The following is a 17,438-nucleotide window of genomic DNA, read 5'->3' on the forward strand; positions in this document are numbered from 1 at the left end:
TTACAGAGGGCCGCCTGGACGTTCCGTGCGGTCGACTTCTGGAATGCCCATTCACACGGCGAAGGAACGTCATTCAGGCGGCAGATTTCTGTCAAGGCGTTTTGCGGAGTCCGTGGCTCCGGGGGCACTGTTAAGGATGTAGTCGGTTGCTGCGGGGCCGGTCATGGACAGGCCCGGGTAGATGCTGTGGTGGCCCCGCCCGACCGGGCGAATGCCGTGTGCTGCGAGGGCGGAGCGGAAGTTGCGGTCGCTGGCAGGGGGAACGTTGGCCAGAAAGCACCAGCTGACGTATAGCCCATATAGTTCGTCGGGTGTCAGGCCTTCTTCAGTCGTTTCGTGGGTGATGATGCAGTCGCGGAGGAAGCTGCCGAGCTGGGTGACCGTCATGGATGACCTTCCGTGGTGCTCAGGCCGCCGGGGCCTGCGTCAAGGGTGAACAGCGTGCAGCCAATTAGGCTTGAGGCCCTGTCTTGGGAAATCCTGGCCACTCCGGCCGCGTGCTCATAAGAGGACGGCGCGTGTCCGGCGAACGCGTCGGCATCGCGGCGAACAACGTCACCGCCCAGCCGGCCGGGTCTGGAGCCGTTCATGGTGTGGTGTCCTTCCTGCCGCGGTCCCCGGACGCGGCGGGCTCCTCGATCACCCAGGCTCCGTACCATTCAGCTTTTTCGTAGAGTTTCCGGATCTGTGCCGGGTTCACGAGCCAGAGGATGGCGCCGTCATCGGTGACAGCGTCGACGCAGCCGCTGTCCACCAGCTGTCCTTGCATCCGGATCTCGACGCATGCGCCTGCAAGGGTGGTCCAGTCTTTGACGTAGCGGGGCTTCAACACAAGCGGACTTTCGTGGACAGGTCGACGGCGGACGACGGACGGGGCGGGGGGTGGGTGCCAGGAAAAATCCAGGCGGTGTTCGCAGCATCGGGAAGGGGCCCTGCGGTTTACTGCGGTTTTCGGCTGGGGGTGTTTATTGCCGTTGTCAGCTGTAGTTCCGGGCCGGGGAGGGCTCGCTGGTGGTGCCAGCCAGGTAGTTGAGGCAGGCGTTGTACTCGGCCATGACTTCTTCGAAGTTCCGCAGTCGGGGCTGGGCGCCGGTGGTCCCGGCGGTCTCCGTTTGGGTTAGTTGCGGTTGGCAGCTGCGTTTGCCGGTGCTCAGAGTTGCGATGCCCCAGTCGGTGGTGGCCGGGGTGGTGGTGACGCCGACTCCTTCGAAGGGGTCGGTGAGAATGTTCCGGGCGACGGATGCCCAGGCGATGAGGTGGAATTTCCGGGCGGTGTCGAGTTGATGTTCGTCGCCGCCGGCCCAAGCCTGACGGACCTTTTCGGAGAGTTTGTTCCATTCATCGGCGGGGCGGACCAGCAGGTGGGTGGCGCGGACCTTGTCCTGGAGTTCTTTGAGCAGTGGCATGTGCTATTTCCCTTGTCTTGGCCTGGGCGTAAGGTCTTGGTGGTGCGTCAGGCCCCGGGCGGGGTGCCTGCGGCGGGAGTCCGGACGACCTGGCCGGCGTAGGAGAATCCTCCGCCGAAGCCGAACAGCAGCACGGGGCTGTCGGACGGGAGTTGGCCGCCGCGGATGAGCTTGGCCAGCGCGATGGGGATGCTGGCGGAGGAGGTGTTCCCGGAGGTGACGACATCGCGTGCCGTGATCGTGCGGGGCATCCCGAGCTGCTCGGCAAGGGGCTCGATGATACGCAGGTTTGCCTGGTGCGGGACGAAGCCGGCGAGATCTTCCGGCAGGATACCGGCCATCTCGCAGGTACGCCTGGCCAGCTTCGCCGCCTGGGAAATGGCCCAGCGGAAAACGGACATCCCTTCCTGCTGGAATTGAAGGGTGGGTTGTTCGATCCTGACCGCGTGGGACAGCTCCGGAACCGAACCCCAGTGGACCGGCCCCACCCCGGGCGAATCCGAGGCCTGCAACACGAGCGCTCCGGCGCCGTCGCCGACCAGCACGCACGTGCTCCGGTCGGTCCAGTCGGTGAAGTCGCTGAGCTTTTCCGCCCCGATGACAAGGGCCGTTCCGGCGGATCCGGCCCGGATCGCCTGGTCCGCGACGGCCAGGGCATGCGTGAAGCCCGAGCAGGCGGCGTTGATGTCGAAGACGGCCGGGTTGCGCGCTCCGATCCCCGCCGAGACCCGGCCGGCGGTGCTCGGGGAGCGGTCCTGCGCGGTGACGGTGGCCACGATGATCAGGTCCAGGTCCCCGGCGTCGATTCCGGCGTGCTGCAGCGCGTCCAGCCCGGCCGCGATGGCCATGTCCGCTACCGTCTCGGTGTCGGCGATGCGGCGTGTTTCGATACCGACCCTGCTGCGGATCCACTCGTCGCTGGTCTCCACGATCCGGCTGAGTTCGGCGTTGGTGAGGACCCTGTCAGGCTGGTAGGAACCGACACCGACGATCCGGGATCCGCGGGCGGGAGCCTTCGGTGTCGGGCTGTGCGTGGATGCGGTCATGGTCGCTCCTTGGAAGGGGTCAGGGAAAGGGGGGGCGGATGGTTGGACGCGGGCGCGTTCAGGATGGTTTGGGCGGCTGCCGGGAGGTACGTCCTCAGCCGTGCTTCCGTAGGGTGTTGAACAATTCGCTGAGGCTCATGTTGGCAGCTGCTGCGGCGTCGGCGGGTGGCATTTGTGCTGCCATGGCCTCGCACAGGACCTGGACCAGTTCGGCGTGGGCCTGATCGTGCTGGAGCGGAAGCCTGTCGCGGTTTGAGGTGGCGCTCCGGATGGTTTTCAGGTGTTTTTCCATCGGTTTCATTCCTCGGCGGTGTCGGTTGCGGCTGGACCGGATTCCGTTTCCCGGCCGGGGTCGCGGGCGGCGCGGGCGCGGACCACGTGGCTGCGGGCGTGTTCCACGGCGGGGGCCAGTTCGGTGAAGAGGTGTTTGTGGTGGCGAAGGGAGTCCAGGACCCCGACCTGGGTGACGAGTCGGAGGTGGCGGTCCTGGATTCCTTTGATCAGCACGGTGATTCCACGGCGTTCCAGGGCCTGGATGATGTCTGTGATGACCCTGGCCCCGGTTGCGTCCAGGATCTGCAGCTGTGACATGCGGATGATCACGACGTCGACGTTCCGGATGGCACTGACCCGCTCCAGGACGCGCTCGGCTGCGGCGAAGAAAAGTGCCCCGTCGAGCCGGAAGACAGCAATGTGCTCATCCCCTTCATGGACCGGACCGGGGATCTCCTCCCGGTGCACGCCGCTGGATCTGACCAGGGCGCGCAGGGCGAAAAAGGCGGCGACCGCGATTCCGATCTCCACGGCCTCGATCAGATCGAAGGACACGGTGATCAGCGCGGTCACGAAAAACACGACCGCGTCGGCACGGGTTGATCCGATCACGCTGCGCAGCGTCCTGAGGGAGACCATGCGCGTCGCGGTGACCATCAGCACCCCACCCAGCGCCGCAAGGGGGATGCGGGAAACCGGGCCGGTGGCCAGATACACCACGGCCAGCAGGACCAGTGCATGGGTGATGGCGGCGAGGCGGGTCCGGCCGCCCGAGCGGAGGTTCACCGCGGTGCGGGCGATGGCACCGGTGGCGGGCATGCCGCCGAAGAACCCGGACGCAACGGACGCCAGGCCCTGGCCCAGGAGCTCACGGTCCGCGTCATAGGGGCCGGTATCGGAGATCGACGCCGCGACCCGTGCCGAGAGCAGCGACTCGATCGCGGCCAGGGCCGCGATCGTGGCGGCGGACCCGGCCAGCCCGGTGATCGTCGCCAGGTCCAGGGACGGCATCACCGGGGCCGGCAGGGAATCGGGCAGGGCTCCGATCCGGGTCACGGGCAACTCGAGTAGCTGCGCGGCCACACTGGCGATGATGATCGCGATGAGCGAGCCAGGGAGCCGGGGGTGGATCCGCGGCGCGGCAACCATGATCACCACGACCAGGCCCACCACGGCAACCGGGGCAAGAATCGAGGTTGGGGACGCGGTGCCGAGGGCCTGGATGGCCGAGACGACGGCGTTGCCGCTGGGCCCGGGCTTGACGCCGAACGCGGCAGGGACCTGCTGAAGGAAGATGATCACAGCGATTCCGACGGTGAAGCCCTCGATCACCGGCCAGGGCAGGAACGTCACGACCCGCCCGAGTTTGAGCAGCCCGGCAGCCACCACGATCACCCCGGCAAGGACCGAGACCGCGGCCAGTGCACCTAGCCCGTGGGCGGCGATGACCGGGCCCAGAACCACGACCATGGCTCCGGTGGGTCCGGAGACCTGGATGTTGGAACCGCCGAACACGGCCGCGATCACCCCGGCGATCACGGCGGTGATCAGTCCGCTGGCAGCACCCGCGCCGGAGCTGACACCGAACGCCAGCGCCAGCGGCAGCGCGATGATGCCGACGGTGACCCCGGCGAGCAGGTCCCCTTTCCAGGTACGCGGCAACAGCGCATAGTCCTGCCGCCCGGGCAGGAAGGCCCGGGCCGCGACCAGAGCCTTCACCGTGTGCTGTCCGCTGCGGCCGACGCCCGGGCAGTCTTCTCTGAGGATTCCAGCTGCTCCCGGGTGGTGTTCAGCATGTCATTGAGCAGCAGTCTCGCCACGGAGAGGAGGTCCGCGACCTGCGGGTACGCCAGTGTATAGAACATCTGCAGTGCCCGGCGCTCCCCCCTGACCAGGTGGTACCGGCGCAGCACCGAAAGGTGCTGGGACAAGTTCGTAGCCTCCAGCCCCGTTGCGGCAAGAAGCTCCGTCACCGACACCTCAGGCGCGGCCGACAGCAGCTCCAGCACGCGGATCCGCACCGGATGGGCCAGCCCCTTAAACAGGTTGGCCTTCACCTCGTACAACGGCGCCCGGAAATCCGCGAAATCCTCCACGCCCGCCTCCCTGCCCATCGCAACACCCTTTGCTTGACTATTTTATAGATTCATAATTTAGTATAACAATGCCAGCAACAGACCGCTCGGGAGGCAGGGTTTCGCGGGGCGCACGAAACCTCCAAGCAGGGCAGCCCCTCGTTCGGGCGCCAAGAGGATGTGGCGCATGAGCGAGTACCTCACGAAATTCCTTTGGCAGAGCTCTGGCCGGGGCGCCGTCCGTGACTACGCAGTGTTCATCACCGAGAACGACGCGGGCGATCCGTCCGGGGCCGCGGAGCAACTGAACACCTACCTCGGGCAATGCGGCTTGCTTCGCCAGTGGGCCGCCAGCGTCGGGGGTCTCTCCGACACCGCCGAAGGACTCGAGGTCCTGGAGGGGCTCCTCGCCGGCCGTGCCGCGGGCAGGCCCCCGGCTCCGCGCCTCCGCATCGAGACCGGCCTGTTCATCGGTACCGTCCTGATCCGGAATCTATCCGCCTCGTGGCGGCTGCTTCCCACCGGCTACCCCGTGATCCACCTGGCCGAAAACAGCGACCTCGATGTCATGGCCATCGCCCGGGAGCGCCTGGCAGCCGGCACGCCCGACTTGACGACCGTCCTGCCTTACGCGGAAAGCCTGAGACGCTGACAGGGAGTGTGGGGTGAGTCATCGTCGGTCCGAGAGACACAGGGGAGTCAGTTTCGTGGCACCGCCGGGCTCGGTTGCCGGCTACGGGGATCGCGGTGTCAATGGCGCGGCGTACCGGCATGCGGCTGGCTTTACGTTCACGGACACCGCGGGAGAGAACTGGTGGGTCATATTCCAGCCCGTCGCCCGCGATGCCGCAGACAATCCCCCGGTGCGTGGTGACGTGTTGGCCTGCAGGGGTGCGTATGGGGAACCGGTCCAGGTGCGCGTGCTCGCCGGAGATGTCCTTCGCGCGGATGCCGACGCCGCGTTCCGGAAGACTGCGCCGTCCTCGTATGAGGACGCCGCCCGCATAGCCGCCGGAGTTTCAGAAGGAATCGCTTGAAGTCTCTGCCGCCGTTCCAACCTCCCGGCAGAACCCGCAGCTGCAGGTAACGCCGGCATCACCCTGCCGGACGCCCACGTTCACGGGCTGAGCGTCAGCAGCACAACCGGCCAGGTGCTCCTGGCCACCCACGATGGCCTGTTCGACATCACCAAACAACCCGCCGCCAAAATCGGCGCCACCGACGACCTGATGGGCTTCGCCGGCGGCACCGACCACGGCGTCCTCTACGCTTCCGGACACCCCGGAGAAGGCTCCGACCTGGCCAACCCGCTCGGGCTGACCAGATCCACCGACGCCGGTAAAACCTGGGAACAGCTCTCCCGTCAGGGTGAATCCGACTTCCACGCACTCACCGCGACCAAATCCGGACTCGTCGGCTTCGACGACGCAATGCGCACCAGCCCGGACGGGAAAACCTGGAAAACTGTAGCCGCGGATTTCGTCCCGGCCATCCTCGCCGGAACCCCGACCAGCGACACTGTCCTGGCAACCACGCCACAATCCGCCGCTCAACTGACGGCGGCCAGTCCTGGAACACGGTGAAATCCGGACCCGTGATCCAGTTCGCCGCTTTCGCCAGCTCTGCGGAGGCTGTAGGAGTCGGACCCGACGGGACAGTCCACTACTCCACAGACGCCGGCGCGACCTGGACCCGAAAAGGCAAAATCCACGACACGGTCCAGGCCGTGGCCGCAGTCAACGGCCAGGAGGCCGGCCCGACCATCTGGGCCGCCACGGCCAGCGGGCTCGTCCTCTCCACCGACGGCGGAGTCACGTTCCGTCCCGCCGACGCCTCCTGACCCGCACGAGCACTGCAGGATCTCTGCCGAGGCCGGCCACCGGTCTGAAGCGGCCCGCGTCTCCCTCCTGGCTGCATCGGCCTGAGTACCAGCCGGCCTTCCGACGGCTGGTGCGGATGCGTAGAAAACCGGCCCGGGTGGACCGGGACCTCGGACTCTACCTGTCAGCGGAGGCCGCGCGAAGACTCGGAGTAACTCTCTGAAGGGAAAGGCGCCGATCATGATGTGGGGTTACGGACAAGGCATGGGGTGGATGTGGCTCTGGGTTCCTCTGCTTCTCATCGGGATCGCGCTGCTGGTGGTGCTTGCGGTCAGGGTCGCTGGCGGCGGCGTCCGTGATGGATACGGGCCGCCGGGCCCGGCGGGGCCAGGCGGACCGCCGCCTGCCGGAGCGAGCAGGGCCCGCCAGATCCTCGACGAGCGCTTTGCGAGAGGAGAACTCACCGCGGACCAGTACCGCGAGCACCTCAGAGTACTCGGTGAGGGCCCGTAGTGAAGCCCATCAGCCGCCGCCAGGCGTTGTTGCTGGGAGGTCTCGGCATTGCGGGGACAGCGGTCGGCGGTGCCGGGCTGATCTGGACCCTGGCGTCGCGGGAGGCCCCCGTTACGGGAAGCGAACTGATCCAGCCTCCGGAGGAGCGGAGCACAAACGGCCAGCTGCAAGTACGGCTCGAAGCCGCACCCGGTCGGATGCAACTCGCCGGCCAGCCGCATTTGTCCCTTGGCTACAACGGCGGCATCCCCGGCCCCACTCTTCGCGTGCGCGCTGGCGATGTTCTCAACGTCCGGCTCGTCAACAAGCTGACCCAGACCACCAACCTGCACGTGCACGGCCTCCACGTTTCCCCCGAAGGCAACGGGGACAACGTCTTCGTCTCGATCGACCCCGGCAGCACTTTCGACTACGAATACAAACTTCCCAGGGATCATCCCCCGGGCGTGTACTGGTACCACCCCCACCACCACGGCATGGTCGCCGATCAGATTTTTGCCGGCCTCTTCGGAACAATCATCGTCGAGGACCCTGAACCCATCGAGACGAGTGTGGAACGGGTACTGGTCATTTCGGACACCACCCTGGACGGCCTGGGGAACATCCCGGAAGTCCCGGCGATGGAACGGATGATGGGCCGGGAGGGTGAACTGATCCTGGTCAACGGTCAAAGCAACCTGCAATTAAGCGCCCGCCCGGGCGAGCGTGAACGGTGGCGCATCATCAACACCTGCGTGGCCCGCTACCTCCGTTTACGGCTCGACGGACAGCAGCTGCAGCTCCTCGGCATGGACTCCGGCCGCTTCCCGACACCCGAGACACTGGATGAACTGCTCCTGACGCCCGGAAACCGGGCAGACCTCCTCGTGACCACCACGGCCGGGGACTCCGTGCTGCGCGCGCTCTACCAGAACCGGGGAAGCATGCCAGGAATGATGGGCCCGGGATTCGGAGCACGCAACCCTGCAGACCAGCCGGACGGCGCCGCACTGGCCACCCTCCGCGTATCCGGCGAACCGGCCGCACCCCTGATGCCCGTGCCTGTCTATCAGGGACTGGCAGACCTGCGGTCATCCGCCGTCGCGGCACGCCGACAGGTCGTCCTGGCCGCCGGCATGGGCATGGGCATGGGCGCAGGCATGATGCGTTTCACCATCAACGGCAGAGAATTCAACCAGGCAAGAACAGACACAACAGTGGCAGACGGGAACGTCGAGGAGTGGACGCTGATCAACACCAGCCCCATGGACCACCCGTTCCACCTACACGTCTGGCCGATGCAAATCATCGAGGTAAATGGCCAAGGAATGGACAACGCCGTTTGGCAGGATGTGGTGAACGTGCCTGCACACGGTCGGGTGAAGGTCAGGATGGCTTTCAAGGACTTCCGCGGGCGTTCCGTCTACCACTGCCACATCCTTGACCACGAAGACCTCGGCATGATGGGCGTCATCGAGGTGCAGTGAGGAAGACGTGGGCCCAGAACGGGTTCAGATTCTAGGCTGGTTCCAACTCCCAGGGAGGTTGCAGATGCGGATTCTCATCGGCCATGCGAGTAGACAGGGCGCCACCGCGGAGATCGCCGAGCGGATCGCCGAAATATTCCGGCAGATTTCGGACGAGGTGGATGTGCTCCCGATGAAGGAAGCGAAGAGCGTCGAGGGCTACGACGGCGTTGTGCTGGGCAGCGCGATCCACAATCAGGCGTGGCTGCCGGAAGCCTCAGACTTCCTTTACCGCCAGTCCGGTAACTTGGCCGGTACGCCGATATGGCTGTTCAGTGTCGGCATGTCGGCCGGGTTGCCGGCCCCACTCCGTGGGCCGGGACGCAGAGCGCAAGAGAAACGCATTGCACAGGCCTTTCCAGTCGAAGTCCGGCCACGCAACCACCGCGTTTTCTCTGGAGTGGGCAGCCCCGACCTGCTTCCCCGGTGGGGGCGATTCCTGTTCCGGGCAGCCGGGGGCCGATTCGGCGACTACCGTGACTGGGCAGGCATCGAGGAGTGGGCCAAGTCCATCGCTCGGGACCTCCACGGGCCTGAATCAATGCCACAGCCCTAGGACCACCAACTCCGAGTCAGCTGGTTCGTGGCCCTTAAACATCATCGCCTTCTGACGGCCATGCCTGAGCGCCAGCCCTCCACCCGACGTTGTGCCTCCGTCAACCTGGCTACTCTGGCGGTGTTGCCGTTGCGGCCCACCTGCGCGCGGGACACAGGGTTCCTCCCCGGCCTCAGCATCACCGTACTCCGACCCCATGTTCCGGAACTGTCGTCGCACAGGCGCCAAAGGTCGTGGGTCCTGGCTGCGGCCGGGGAGATCCCGTCTCCCGTCTACAGGATGGGGCGGCTGCGGTAGCTTGCCCGAACGGGCGGGTCTTTCGTCCCTGTCGCATTGTTCCCGGAGGGTATCAACTGGAAGAGCACCGGACCCCGGCTGTGGGTCCTTCCCCGTTTCGAGTTTGGAGAGATTGTCATGTCTGATCTGCTCAGGTGGTCCCCGTTCGCGACGCCCCGGTGGACTACTCCATTTGGCACCCTGCTGAGGTCTCCTTCGGACCTCCTGGAATCCGTGGAGCGGATGTTTGATGCTTCCACCGGACCCCCGATCCGCGTCGAGGAGTTCGTCGCTGGCAAAACCCTGGTGGTACGCGCCGAGATGCCCGGGGTCGATCCCGACAAAGACGTGGAGATCACGATCGACAGTGGATCACTGCGGATCCGCGCCGAGCGCCAGGAAAAGGAAGAGCACAAGGACAAGGGCTACTTCCGGTCCGAGTTCCGCTACGGTTCCTTCAGCCGCAGCATCCCTCTTCCGGATTGCGTAAAGGAAGAAGACATCAAGGCCTCGTACGTCGATGGCGTGCTGGAAGTCCGGACTCCCCTTCCCGAGGAAGCTGCCCAGCCCGAGACCCTGAAGAAACTTCCGATCGCACGCGGCTAGGCGTGCCCTTCCCGGCTGCGCGCTGCCGGCAATTACGTGACGGGCCGCCTCGGGGCGCCGTCTATCCCCCTTGAGGTATGTCCATCGTGATGCATGAATTTGGCGTCAGAGTTGACGCCGGAAGGGCCGCTACCTCGTTGTTCCGGGGTCGCCACACGGCGGCGTTCCGGTCGCGTTCCCGCAACACTCTTGCCTGGCTTCCTGGCCCCAGGCAACTCGATTAGCGCGCAGGACCAGGCAATCCAGCCGGAGAGCGGAGCAGCCCGAGAGCAACGCAGGCCATCTCGCCCGAAGCACCGCGCATGACAGGGCGGGCGTTCACATGGCACGCGGAACATAAAGCATCACTGAGTTATGGCGAGCGCGCAGCTGACCTCCTTCGCAACGGAATGGGAAGTTGGCCCTTCGTCAGTGTGTTTATTGCTTTCATGCTGGTGTGGGCCGGGATTAATATCTGGATCTTGCAGGGCTCCGCTTGGGATCCCTATCCCTACATTCTGTTGAATCTCGTCCGTTCGATGCTGGCAGGGCTTCAGGGTGCCATCCTCCTGATTGCAGCCAAGCGTCAGGATGCCATCGCGGCCGCTATGGCCCAGCACGATTACGACACGGACGTCGCCGCGCGTGCGGAGATTGAACTGCTGATGAAGGTCAATGCCAGGCAGCTGAGGTTTCTTGAGCAACTGGTACGGTCGTTGACTGGCGACACCTCGGACCTGGCGGGTCCGGGCCGATGACTGTCCACGGTTGGCCGCCACCTGGTCCGCCGCCGGAGACACTGGACGAGCAGAACCACCGTCCGTCACCAGCCGATTGACGGTCGCGGAAGCATCCTGGCACGACCGTGCGGCGCTGCCAGACGTGCCTATCCGGTCTGGTGGCGGACTGTCGTGCTCGCATCTCCCCGGCACGGGATGGTCTTGTTAGCCGCGGATCCAGCTTGAGAACTGCCGGGTCCGGAACGCATTACCCTATGCCTAACCCCATGCAACCTTTATGTAGAGGGTCGTGACTTTCGGCCCTACAGCCCCGCAGAGGAACAGACCAAGCTGTAGAGCGAAGGACAGGCACAGCACGGCAACGGCACTCATCACGGAAGCCGCCTGGCTAGCCCGTCCGCCCCGGTCGGCGTCCTGCTTCCTGTGCCAGTGTTGCGGTACGCGCACCGCCCGTCCTTGTTGGCAAGCAACAGGGAGTAAATCAGGAAGGTAAGTCATGAGCACGGGTAAACCAATCGCCGTCGGCACCAACGATTCCGCCCAGAGCCAGGCAGCAGTGGCGTGGGCAGCGCGCCGGGCCGAACGTGCCAACGTACCGCTGGTAATCGTTCATGTCGTTGACGACCGCTGGCTGGCAGCGGCTCGTCCCTGGGTCGAGGCGCTGCAAGATACGGGCAACAAACTCCTCAAAGACGCGGCCGGCCGTGCCCGGGAAAGCTTCCCGATTGAAATCATCACCAAACTGATGACAGGAAGCGTCGGAGGCTCGTTAAGGAAGTACTCGGGCAAGACATCAATGCTGGTGGTTGGGTCCGGGAGCGGACACTTGGGCGGTTCACTGACCGACCTGGCCTTACAAGTGGCCGCGGCCGCCAAGTGTCCCGTAGCCGTCATCGGAACGCAGGATCTCGATGGCCGCCATGGAATTGTCGTAGGAGTTGACGGGTCGGAAGAATCCATCCAATCCGTCGCCTTCGCGGCTGCTGAGGCGGATAGGGACGGCCAGGAACTCACGGTGCTTCACGCATTCAGCGGTCCTGACCGGCTTGTTGACGCGGGTCTGACGCCGGACAACCTCGCCGGGCTCATTGTTGAAGAGGAACGCATTGTTCTCGCCGAAACAGTAGCCGGCCTCCGGGAAGACTATCCTGACCTCATCGTGAATAAAGTGCTGGAAGCCCGTAAAGGGCCAGTCGAGGCGCTGCTGGAAGCCTCCACGGAGGCAAAAATGCTGGTGGTGGGGAGTCGCGGCCGGGGCGGCTTTAGACGGCTCTTGCTCGGCTCTACCGCACACGGGGTCCTGACGCACCTGCCGTGCCCCACCGTCATCACCCGCGTACAGCGCATAAAGCACCAGGCATAGCGCTCGGCTGGCCGCCGCGCGCCTGAACAATCGGGCAGTGTTCCCGGGCCACTAATTCTTGCTGGCGCCTCTGGTGGCTCCGGACCTCAGAGTCTCCCAACGGGGTCGGAGAAACTGGCAGGAGCGGGCTATCAGATGACACCCCTGCGAAGTCGCTTATCAATCCCGACAATGAAGGAAGCGAGCACGCCGATAAGGAGCACCCAGGGCCAGGCCTCCGGACGGACCGGCGCCGTGTGAAAGATGGCATGCATCACCGGCAGATACGTCAAGGCCAGCAGGGCGGCCGCTTGGGCGCTCACTCCGGCGATAACCCATGGATTGCTGAACAAGCCAAGCCTCCACGCGGACTTAGTGAGGGAACGGCAGCTGAAGAGGTAGAAGATCTCGACGACGACGAAAAGATTCACCGCTGCCGTGCGCGCTTCCGCAACAGAGGCGCCTTTTGCCACTTCCCATTCGAAAATCCCGGAGGTGCCCGCGACGAGCAGCGCAGAAACCAGGAGCGTGCGCACGATGAGCGCCTTTGTGAGCAAGGGCCGCTCCGGGGGACGGGGCGGTCGGTTCATGATCTCCGGCTCTTTGGGTTCGAACGCTAGCATCAGGCCGAGGGCGACTGCCGTAGTCATGTTGATCCAGAGGATCTGAGTGGGCAGGATCGGCAACGTGGCACCGGACACGACCGCTGCCAGAATCACCAGACCCTCCCCCATATTCGTCGGCAGCGTCCAGACAATGAATTTGGTCAGGTTATCGAAAACCCCGCGTCCTTCTTCGACCGCTGCCTCAATTGTCGCGAAGTTATCGTCGGTGAGGACCATGTCGGCGGCTTCTTTGGCCACTTCGGTTCCATTGCCGCCCATCGCGATTCCGATGTTGGCCTGGCGGAGGGCAGGCGCGTCATTAACGCCGTCTCCGGTCATCGCCACGACGTGCCCGCGGCTCTGGAGTGCTTCTATCAGCCGCAGCTTCTGCTCTGGGGAAACTCGGGCAAAAACCTGGGCAGCATCGACAGCGTCCCCATACTTGTCAGCCGGAAGCGCAGTAAGTTCAGCGCCTGTGATGACTGTTGTCTTCGTGCTCCCTTGATCGACCAGATCCAGCTGCGTTGCGATGGCCGCGGCTGTCGCAGCGTGGTCGCCGGTGATCATCTTCACTTTGACGCCGGCGTTGTGGCAGGCCTCAACAGCGGCGGCCGCGGCCGCTCGGGGCGGGTCGCGCATGGCCTGCAACCCGGTCAGGACCATTCGCCCTGACTGCGCGGCACTCTCAAACAATGCGGGATCTTCCACCTCAGCTGTTGCTGTGGCGAGGACCCGCAGTCCCTGGGCTGCCAGCTCATGCGTGGCTTGAAGTACGACGTCCGGCTGCAGCCTGCTTGTGCTCCCATCGGCACGCATCGCCCGCGAGCATAGCTCTACGATCTGTTCTGGCGCTCCCTTCGCGAGGACGACGTGCCGGCCCGTGGCTGCCTCCCGTCGAAGAGTCGTCATGTAGGGCGCCTCGGAACTAAACGGCAGAGTAGCGAGGCGTGGGTACAGTTCCTCGAGCTGATTTAGGTCGATTCCACCTTTGGCGGCAACGGCAAGCATAGCTCCTTCCGTCGGGTCACCGACTAGCTTCCAGCTTCCGTCGCCGGGGACCAGTTCTGCGTCGCTGCAGCCGGCCCCGGCGAGGAGGGACCAACGCAGGGCCTGACTCGCCGAGATGTTGACGGTACCACCGTCACGGTCCAGGACAACTCCCTCCGGACCGTACCCTGAACCGGTCACAGTAAACGTGCCGTCCACTGTCCACAGCGATTGCACGGTCATCTGGTTCTCAGTCAGTGTTCCGGTCTTATCGGAGCAGATGACAGTCGTGCTGCCGAGCGTTTCAACAGCGGGCAACCTGCGGATCACCGCACCGTGTCGGGCCATTCTGGCGACTCCAATAGCCAGTTTGATGGTTACTGCTGCTGGCAGCCCTTCTGGAATGGCGCCCACGGCAAGGGCGACGGCGGCAGTAAAAGTCGATACCGCTTCCTGCTCACGGCTCACCCCAATGATGAAGGCCAAGGCCGCGAGGGCGAGGATAGCTGCGGTCAGAATTTGACTGAAGCGCGCGAGCTTCGCCGTCAGCGGGGTCGCGAGGTTCTGAGTCGAACCCACCAAACGGTGGATTTCGCCGAGTTCCGTTTGGGCACCGGTTGCTACCGCCATCCCTGCCCCACTGCCGCCTGTGATCAACGTGCCTGAATACACCATGTTGCGCCTGTCCGCCACGGCGGTCGAAGATGCCAAAACAACTTCGTCTTTGACAACCGGCAAAGACTCGCCTGTCAAGGCCGACTCGTCCACTTCGATCTGCTCCACGCGGGTCAACCGAAGGTCAGCCGGAACTTTTGCCCCCGCCTCAAGCACCACGACGTCACCTGGGACGATGTCCTCCGACGGAACAGACTGTTGAAGCCCTTCACGCACTACTGTTGCCTCGGTGCTTACCATCATCCGCAGAGCGTCGAGAGCCGCTTCCGCCTTCGACTCCTGAATGAAGCCAACAACGGTATTGATCAGCACTACGCCCAGGATGACAGCCGAATCAACGTACTCGCCGAGGCCAAGAGTGATCACCGCAGCGGCCAATAGGACGTAAACCAGCGGGTGATGAAGCTGCCGAAGGACCGTGAGCAGAGGCCCACCGGCCCGTGGCACCGGAAGGCTATTGGGACCAAAACGCTCCCGCCGCCGACTCACTTCCACGTCGCTCAAACCGGCCTCAGGATCCACTCCCAGGAGCAGCACGACCTCGTGAACGGGCAGCGCATGATGCGGCTCTCCCTTGGCGGAACCCTCTTCACGGATGCCGTGCTCACGTGCTGCGCTCACTGACCACCTCCGTTTGCCCCATGCTCCGGACCAGTTGCTGCATGTCTAGTCATCTCACGGGCCAGACTGCTCAGGACTGGAAACATCAGTGAAATGGGGAGTGAAGAGCTCATCGGCATGGATCAAGCTTTTGCCTTTGGGATGGCAGTGACAAGGGCACAACGTCCCACATCAGCCATACCTGAACACAGAATGCGGGTCCGTGAAGCGCAGCTGCATTCGTGCTCGGAGGTGGATCTATTGATGGCATGGGAGCAAGACGGCTCATCGACACGAACAGCCCCCCGCATTGACGGAGAAATAGTGCGGATGCCTGGTCACGGGCACTGCCGATGGACCTCATCGGGCCGTAGTATCTGTGTTCATGAACGAAGCACGGAAAGGCCATGAGCTTTCATTCGACGACTGCTGGGATCTGCTGTCCTCTGCCAACGTGGGGAGGCTGGCGGTCATCGTCGAAGGCCATCCCGAAATCTTTCCGGTGAACTTTGTTGTTGAACGCCGCAGCATCGTGTTCCGCACGGGCGCGGGGACAAAGCTGTGGGGATCGGCGAAGGAGGAGCCGGCTGCCTTTGAAATCGACGGCTACGAGCCCACAACGGAGGAAGCTTGGAGCGTCGTGGCCAGGGGCGGCACGGCATTGATCGACAGTGTGGATGAGCAATCCGCGGCGGATGCCCTCGGCTTGGAGCCGTGGGAGCCAGGGGCCAAAGCGCATTATGTCCGGCTGTCACCGAAGGCACTCACTGGCCGGCGTTTCAGGGTCAACGCGCCGGACATATGGAAGACCCGCTTGAGCGATCAGCGTCGGGCGTCCTTCGAGTAGCCTCGCCTCCTCGTGACGTGGGCGCCGTATAGTGTCCCAAAAAGCGTCTCTGGCGATGGTGCACAGCTGCCATTGTTCGGGCGACATGGAAGTGGGAATCACGGTGTCAGGTCGCTGCGGTGCACCGGTCCGTGGACGACGCCGCTGTCGCCGCAGGCATCACCGCTGCTCTGGGGTGAACGTGCGGTCAGCGCCGACGTCGTCGCAGGAGGAAGGACGCGTCATCGCCCGCCCATCAACCCGCGCACGAACGGCGCCTTGCCCAGGGCTGTCCTTTCAACTTGTTCCACCAACTGCACGTGCACCCGGGTCTGCACCACGCCAGCTGCGGTGAGGGCGGCGCCCACTGCGGCGCGGACTCCGTCTATTGAGCCTCCTGACGCGAGGCCTGCAAGGAGGACCCGCAGTCCGGAGGCCTCCTGGATGACTTGCCACCCCGAAACGGCAGTTTGATCCAGTAGATGGTGGAATACGATCGGGTGGATGGTAACCGGGCCCTCCCTGCCCGGCAGCTGCAGGACGTCTTCGAGCCGGCCTTCGATGTCCTCCAGGAGGGTGAAGGAGCGTCCGCAGGGACAGCCTCGTCCGCCCAGCCGCACGGTGTCGGACATTTCGTAACGGATCAGCGGCAGGTCCGCGAAAACAGGACCGTGACGAGGAGCTTTGCGCCGGTTGTTCCGGGCGACACGAGGGCCCCGGCCTGGTCCACGGGTTCGATGATCAGCAGGTCCTCGTAGACATGGCGGTTCCGGAAGGTGCACGGGGAGGCGATCCCGGCCGTTTCGGTGGCGGCATAGACATCGAAGGGGGCGCTTCCCCATGCAGCCTCCAGTTCCGACGCGGTATGCGGGCTGAGCACTTCCGAGGCGGACATCACGCCCTGCGGGGAGATGTGCAGCCGTCCGGCGCGCTGCTCTGCCGCCAAGGGCTTAAGGGCTGAGGCGTAGCCAACCAGGACCCTGGGCTGGAACCGGTTCAGCGCGGCCACCGTCTCAGCCATGGGTGCGGTGACATCCAAGCGCAGGGCGGGGACGAGTCCGGAGCACAGGGAAGCTCCGACCACGGCGGACTGGTGCGTGGGGACGCGCGAGCTGACCAGGGTCATTTTCAGCGGCCGGGTGGGCCCGGCGGAGATCCCGGCCCAGTCGTTCGCGCGGGCGTAGGACGCCAGGACGGTCCCCCATTCCGTGCGGTTCCAGACGAAGGCTCCGCGCCGGCCCGTGGTCCCGGCCGTTGCCGCGGCCCACCACCGGCCCTTCCACGGCACCCCCGGGTCTCCCCCGCGCTCTGTCAGGGACCGCAGATGGTTCTCCAGATCCGCCAGCCTCACGTCCGGCGTGGTGACCGCCTCGTCGAAGTGCTCCATCAGGTCCGCTTTGGTCACGGACGGCAGCCGGTTCAGGGGAGCCTCGTGAAGGCCGGCGTGACGGCGCCGGTAGAACTCCGAGCCGGCTTAGGCTGCGCGGCGCAGTTCCTGCAGGGCATGGTCCTGATGCGCGGTGATCCGGGCGGCGTCCCAGTGGTCCCTTCTCCGCCATGCGGCCCGCAGGAACAGCACGCGGCAGATGAGGCGGAAGTCCATAGCGG

General features: G+C 64.8%; 23 protein-coding genes. 11 read left to right on the forward strand and 12 right to left on the reverse strand.

The genetic code is table 11. From position 1 onward, the window contains the following. Positions 1 to 69: 69 nt before the first annotated feature. From ASG92_RS07250 to ASG92_RS07285, 8 genes are all read right to left on the reverse strand, one after another. Positions 70 to 387, reverse strand: a complete 318-nt coding sequence (locus ASG92_RS07250; RefSeq protein ID WP_056626419.1) for a hypothetical protein — start codon at positions 385 to 387, stop codon at positions 70 to 72. After that, the gene (locus tag ASG92_RS07255) at positions 384 to 590 is read right to left on the reverse strand and encodes a hypothetical protein (RefSeq protein ID WP_056626420.1); all 207 of its coding nucleotides are present in this window, start codon (positions 588 to 590) and stop codon (positions 384 to 386) included. The genes ASG92_RS07250 and ASG92_RS07255 overlap by 4 nt, the downstream gene beginning before the upstream one ends. Further along, on the reverse strand, positions 587 to 832 hold the full coding sequence (locus ASG92_RS07260; RefSeq protein WP_056626422.1) for a hypothetical protein: 246 nt from the start codon (positions 830 to 832) through the stop codon (positions 587 to 589). The genes ASG92_RS07255 and ASG92_RS07260 overlap by 4 nt, the downstream gene beginning before the upstream one ends. 145 nt (positions 833 to 977) lie before the next feature. Further along, positions 978 to 1,406, reverse strand: a complete 429-nt coding sequence (locus ASG92_RS07265) for a hypothetical protein (RefSeq protein WP_056626424.1) — start codon at positions 1,404 to 1,406, stop codon at positions 978 to 980. A 47-nt stretch (positions 1,407 to 1,453) separates the two neighbouring features. Next, on the reverse strand, positions 1,454 to 2,452 hold the full coding sequence (locus ASG92_RS07270) for a beta-ketoacyl-ACP synthase III (RefSeq protein ID WP_056626427.1): 999 nt from the start codon (positions 2,450 to 2,452) through the stop codon (positions 1,454 to 1,456). Between the two features lie 94 nt (positions 2,453 to 2,546). After that, positions 2,547 to 2,744: a hypothetical protein gene (locus tag ASG92_RS07275; RefSeq protein ID WP_056626428.1), complete on the reverse strand. Its 198-nt coding sequence runs from the start codon at positions 2,742 to 2,744 to the stop codon at positions 2,547 to 2,549. Between the two features lie 5 nt (positions 2,745 to 2,749). Further along, positions 2,750 to 4,444, reverse strand: a complete 1,695-nt coding sequence (locus ASG92_RS07280) for a SulP family inorganic anion transporter (RefSeq protein WP_056626430.1) — start codon at positions 4,442 to 4,444, stop codon at positions 2,750 to 2,752. Next, positions 4,441 to 4,839 (reverse strand): metalloregulator ArsR/SmtB family transcription factor, encoded by a 399-nt coding sequence (locus tag ASG92_RS07285; RefSeq protein ID WP_056626432.1) that lies wholly within the window; start codon positions 4,837 to 4,839, stop codon positions 4,441 to 4,443. The genes ASG92_RS07280 and ASG92_RS07285 overlap by 4 nt, the downstream gene beginning before the upstream one ends. 148 nt (positions 4,840 to 4,987) lie before the next feature. Between ASG92_RS07285 and ASG92_RS07290 the strand changes: the two genes are divergently transcribed. The 10 genes from ASG92_RS07290 (at position 4,988) to ASG92_RS07325 (ending at position 12,158) form a co-directional block, all read left to right on the forward strand. After that, positions 4,988 to 5,452: a DUF6278 family protein gene (locus tag ASG92_RS07290; RefSeq protein ID WP_056626434.1), complete on the forward strand. Its 465-nt coding sequence runs from the start codon at positions 4,988 to 4,990 to the stop codon at positions 5,450 to 5,452. A gap of 55 nt (positions 5,453 to 5,507) precedes the next feature. Further along, the gene (locus ASG92_RS28180) at positions 5,508 to 5,837 is read left to right on the forward strand and encodes a hypothetical protein (protein WP_157372144.1); all 330 of its coding nucleotides are present in this window, start codon (positions 5,508 to 5,510) and stop codon (positions 5,835 to 5,837) included. A 114-nt stretch (positions 5,838 to 5,951) separates the two neighbouring features. Further along, positions 5,952 to 6,383: a hypothetical protein gene (locus tag ASG92_RS30405; protein WP_162256307.1), complete on the forward strand. Its 432-nt coding sequence runs from the start codon at positions 5,952 to 5,954 to the stop codon at positions 6,381 to 6,383. Next, on the forward strand, positions 6,380 to 6,640 hold the full coding sequence (locus ASG92_RS30410; protein WP_162256308.1) for a hypothetical protein: 261 nt from the start codon (positions 6,380 to 6,382) through the stop codon (positions 6,638 to 6,640). Before ASG92_RS30405 ends, ASG92_RS30410 begins: the two co-directional genes overlap by 4 nt. A gap of 220 nt (positions 6,641 to 6,860) precedes the next feature. Continuing rightward, complete coding sequence (locus tag ASG92_RS07300) at positions 6,861 to 7,133, forward strand: hypothetical protein (protein ID WP_056626436.1); 273 nt, start codon at positions 6,861 to 6,863, stop codon at positions 7,131 to 7,133. Beyond that, positions 7,133 to 8,599 (forward strand): multicopper oxidase family protein, encoded by a 1,467-nt coding sequence (locus ASG92_RS07305; RefSeq protein ID WP_056626438.1) that lies wholly within the window; start codon positions 7,133 to 7,135, stop codon positions 8,597 to 8,599. Before ASG92_RS07300 ends, ASG92_RS07305 begins: the two co-directional genes overlap by 1 nt. Before the next feature lie 64 nt (positions 8,600 to 8,663). Further along, the gene (locus tag ASG92_RS07310; RefSeq protein ID WP_056626528.1) at positions 8,664 to 9,194 is read left to right on the forward strand and encodes a flavodoxin domain-containing protein; all 531 of its coding nucleotides are present in this window, start codon (positions 8,664 to 8,666) and stop codon (positions 9,192 to 9,194) included. 414 nt (positions 9,195 to 9,608) lie between these two features. Continuing rightward, positions 9,609 to 10,076 (forward strand): Hsp20/alpha crystallin family protein, encoded by a 468-nt coding sequence (locus tag ASG92_RS07315; protein ID WP_056626440.1) that lies wholly within the window; start codon positions 9,609 to 9,611, stop codon positions 10,074 to 10,076. A gap of 302 nt (positions 10,077 to 10,378) precedes the next feature. Continuing rightward, positions 10,379 to 10,813, forward strand: a complete 435-nt coding sequence (locus ASG92_RS07320) for a DUF1003 domain-containing protein (protein WP_056626441.1) — start codon at positions 10,379 to 10,381, stop codon at positions 10,811 to 10,813. Between the two features lie 478 nt (positions 10,814 to 11,291). Continuing rightward, positions 11,292 to 12,158, forward strand: a complete 867-nt coding sequence (locus ASG92_RS07325; RefSeq protein WP_056626443.1) for a universal stress protein — start codon at positions 11,292 to 11,294, stop codon at positions 12,156 to 12,158. 131 nt (positions 12,159 to 12,289) lie between these two features. On the opposite strand, the gene ASG92_RS07330 is transcribed toward ASG92_RS07325, so the two are convergent. Then, complete coding sequence (locus tag ASG92_RS07330) at positions 12,290 to 15,025, reverse strand: HAD-IC family P-type ATPase (RefSeq protein ID WP_200951907.1); 2,736 nt, start codon at positions 15,023 to 15,025, stop codon at positions 12,290 to 12,292. A gap of 364 nt (positions 15,026 to 15,389) precedes the next feature. On the opposite strand from ASG92_RS07330, the gene ASG92_RS07335 reads away from it, so the two are divergent. Then, positions 15,390 to 15,851 (forward strand): pyridoxamine 5'-phosphate oxidase family protein, encoded by a 462-nt coding sequence (locus ASG92_RS07335; protein WP_056626445.1) that lies wholly within the window; start codon positions 15,390 to 15,392, stop codon positions 15,849 to 15,851. A 221-nt stretch (positions 15,852 to 16,072) separates the two neighbouring features. Here the strand turns inward: ASG92_RS07335 and ASG92_RS29635 are convergent, their stop codons facing one another. The 3 genes from ASG92_RS29635 to ASG92_RS30260 all read right to left on the reverse strand — a co-directional run bounded on the left by ASG92_RS29635 (position 16,073) and on the right by ASG92_RS30260 (position 17,433). Next, positions 16,073 to 16,462 (reverse strand): hypothetical protein, encoded by a 390-nt coding sequence (locus ASG92_RS29635; RefSeq protein ID WP_240987036.1) that lies wholly within the window; start codon positions 16,460 to 16,462, stop codon positions 16,073 to 16,075. Positions 16,463 to 16,473: 11 nt separating this feature from the next. Further along, positions 16,474 to 17,235 (reverse strand): hypothetical protein, encoded by a 762-nt coding sequence (locus ASG92_RS29640; RefSeq protein WP_240987037.1) that lies wholly within the window; start codon positions 17,233 to 17,235, stop codon positions 16,474 to 16,476. Between the two features lie 69 nt (positions 17,236 to 17,304). Then, positions 17,305 to 17,433 carry a hypothetical protein gene (locus ASG92_RS30260; protein ID WP_277308328.1) on the reverse strand — a complete coding sequence of 43 codons (129 nt, stop codon included), beginning with the start codon at positions 17,431 to 17,433 and terminating at the stop codon, positions 17,305 to 17,307. Positions 17,434 to 17,438: the final 5 nt, after the last annotated feature.

The sequence above is a fragment of the Arthrobacter sp. Soil736 genome, assembly GCF_001428005.1.
GTDB lineage: Bacteria > Actinomycetota > Actinomycetes > Actinomycetales > Micrococcaceae > Arthrobacter.

Excerpts from the sequence above, each read along its gene's own strand:
- ASG92_RS07315 (WP_056626440.1), top strand. The coding sequence starts at position 9,609 with ATGTCTGATCTGCTCAGGTGGTCCCCGTTCGCGACGCCCCGGTGGACT.
- ASG92_RS07335 (WP_056626445.1), top strand. The coding sequence starts at position 15,390 with ATGAACGAAGCACGGAAAGGCCATGAGCTTTCATTCGACGACTGCTGG.
- ASG92_RS07320 (WP_056626441.1), top strand. The coding sequence starts at position 10,379 with ATGACAGGGCGGGCGTTCACATGGCACGCGGAACATAAAGCATCACTG.
- ASG92_RS29635 (WP_240987036.1), bottom strand. The coding sequence starts at position 16,462 with ATGTCCGACACCGTGCGGCTGGGCGGACGAGGCTGTCCCTGCGGACGC.
- ASG92_RS07270 (WP_056626427.1), bottom strand. The coding sequence starts at position 2,452 with ATGACCGCATCCACGCACAGCCCGACACCGAAGGCTCCCGCCCGCGGA.
- ASG92_RS07255 (WP_056626420.1), bottom strand. The coding sequence starts at position 590 with ATGAACGGCTCCAGACCCGGCCGGCTGGGCGGTGACGTTGTTCGCCGC.
- ASG92_RS07275 (WP_056626428.1), bottom strand. The coding sequence starts at position 2,744 with ATGGAAAAACACCTGAAAACCATCCGGAGCGCCACCTCAAACCGCGAC.
- ASG92_RS07310 (WP_056626528.1), top strand. The coding sequence starts at position 8,664 with ATGCGGATTCTCATCGGCCATGCGAGTAGACAGGGCGCCACCGCGGAG.
- ASG92_RS07300 (WP_056626436.1), top strand. The coding sequence starts at position 6,861 with ATGATGTGGGGTTACGGACAAGGCATGGGGTGGATGTGGCTCTGGGTT.
- ASG92_RS07265 (WP_056626424.1), bottom strand. The coding sequence starts at position 1,406 with ATGCCACTGCTCAAAGAACTCCAGGACAAGGTCCGCGCCACCCACCTG.
- ASG92_RS07290 (WP_056626434.1), top strand. The coding sequence starts at position 4,988 with ATGAGCGAGTACCTCACGAAATTCCTTTGGCAGAGCTCTGGCCGGGGC.
- ASG92_RS07250 (WP_056626419.1), bottom strand. The coding sequence starts at position 387 with ATGACGGTCACCCAGCTCGGCAGCTTCCTCCGCGACTGCATCATCACC.
- ASG92_RS30260 (WP_277308328.1), bottom strand. The coding sequence starts at position 17,433 with ATGGACTTCCGCCTCATCTGCCGCGTGCTGTTCCTGCGGGCCGCATGG.
- ASG92_RS07285 (WP_056626432.1), bottom strand. The coding sequence starts at position 4,839 with ATGGGCAGGGAGGCGGGCGTGGAGGATTTCGCGGATTTCCGGGCGCCG.
- ASG92_RS07325 (WP_056626443.1), top strand. The coding sequence starts at position 11,292 with ATGAGCACGGGTAAACCAATCGCCGTCGGCACCAACGATTCCGCCCAG.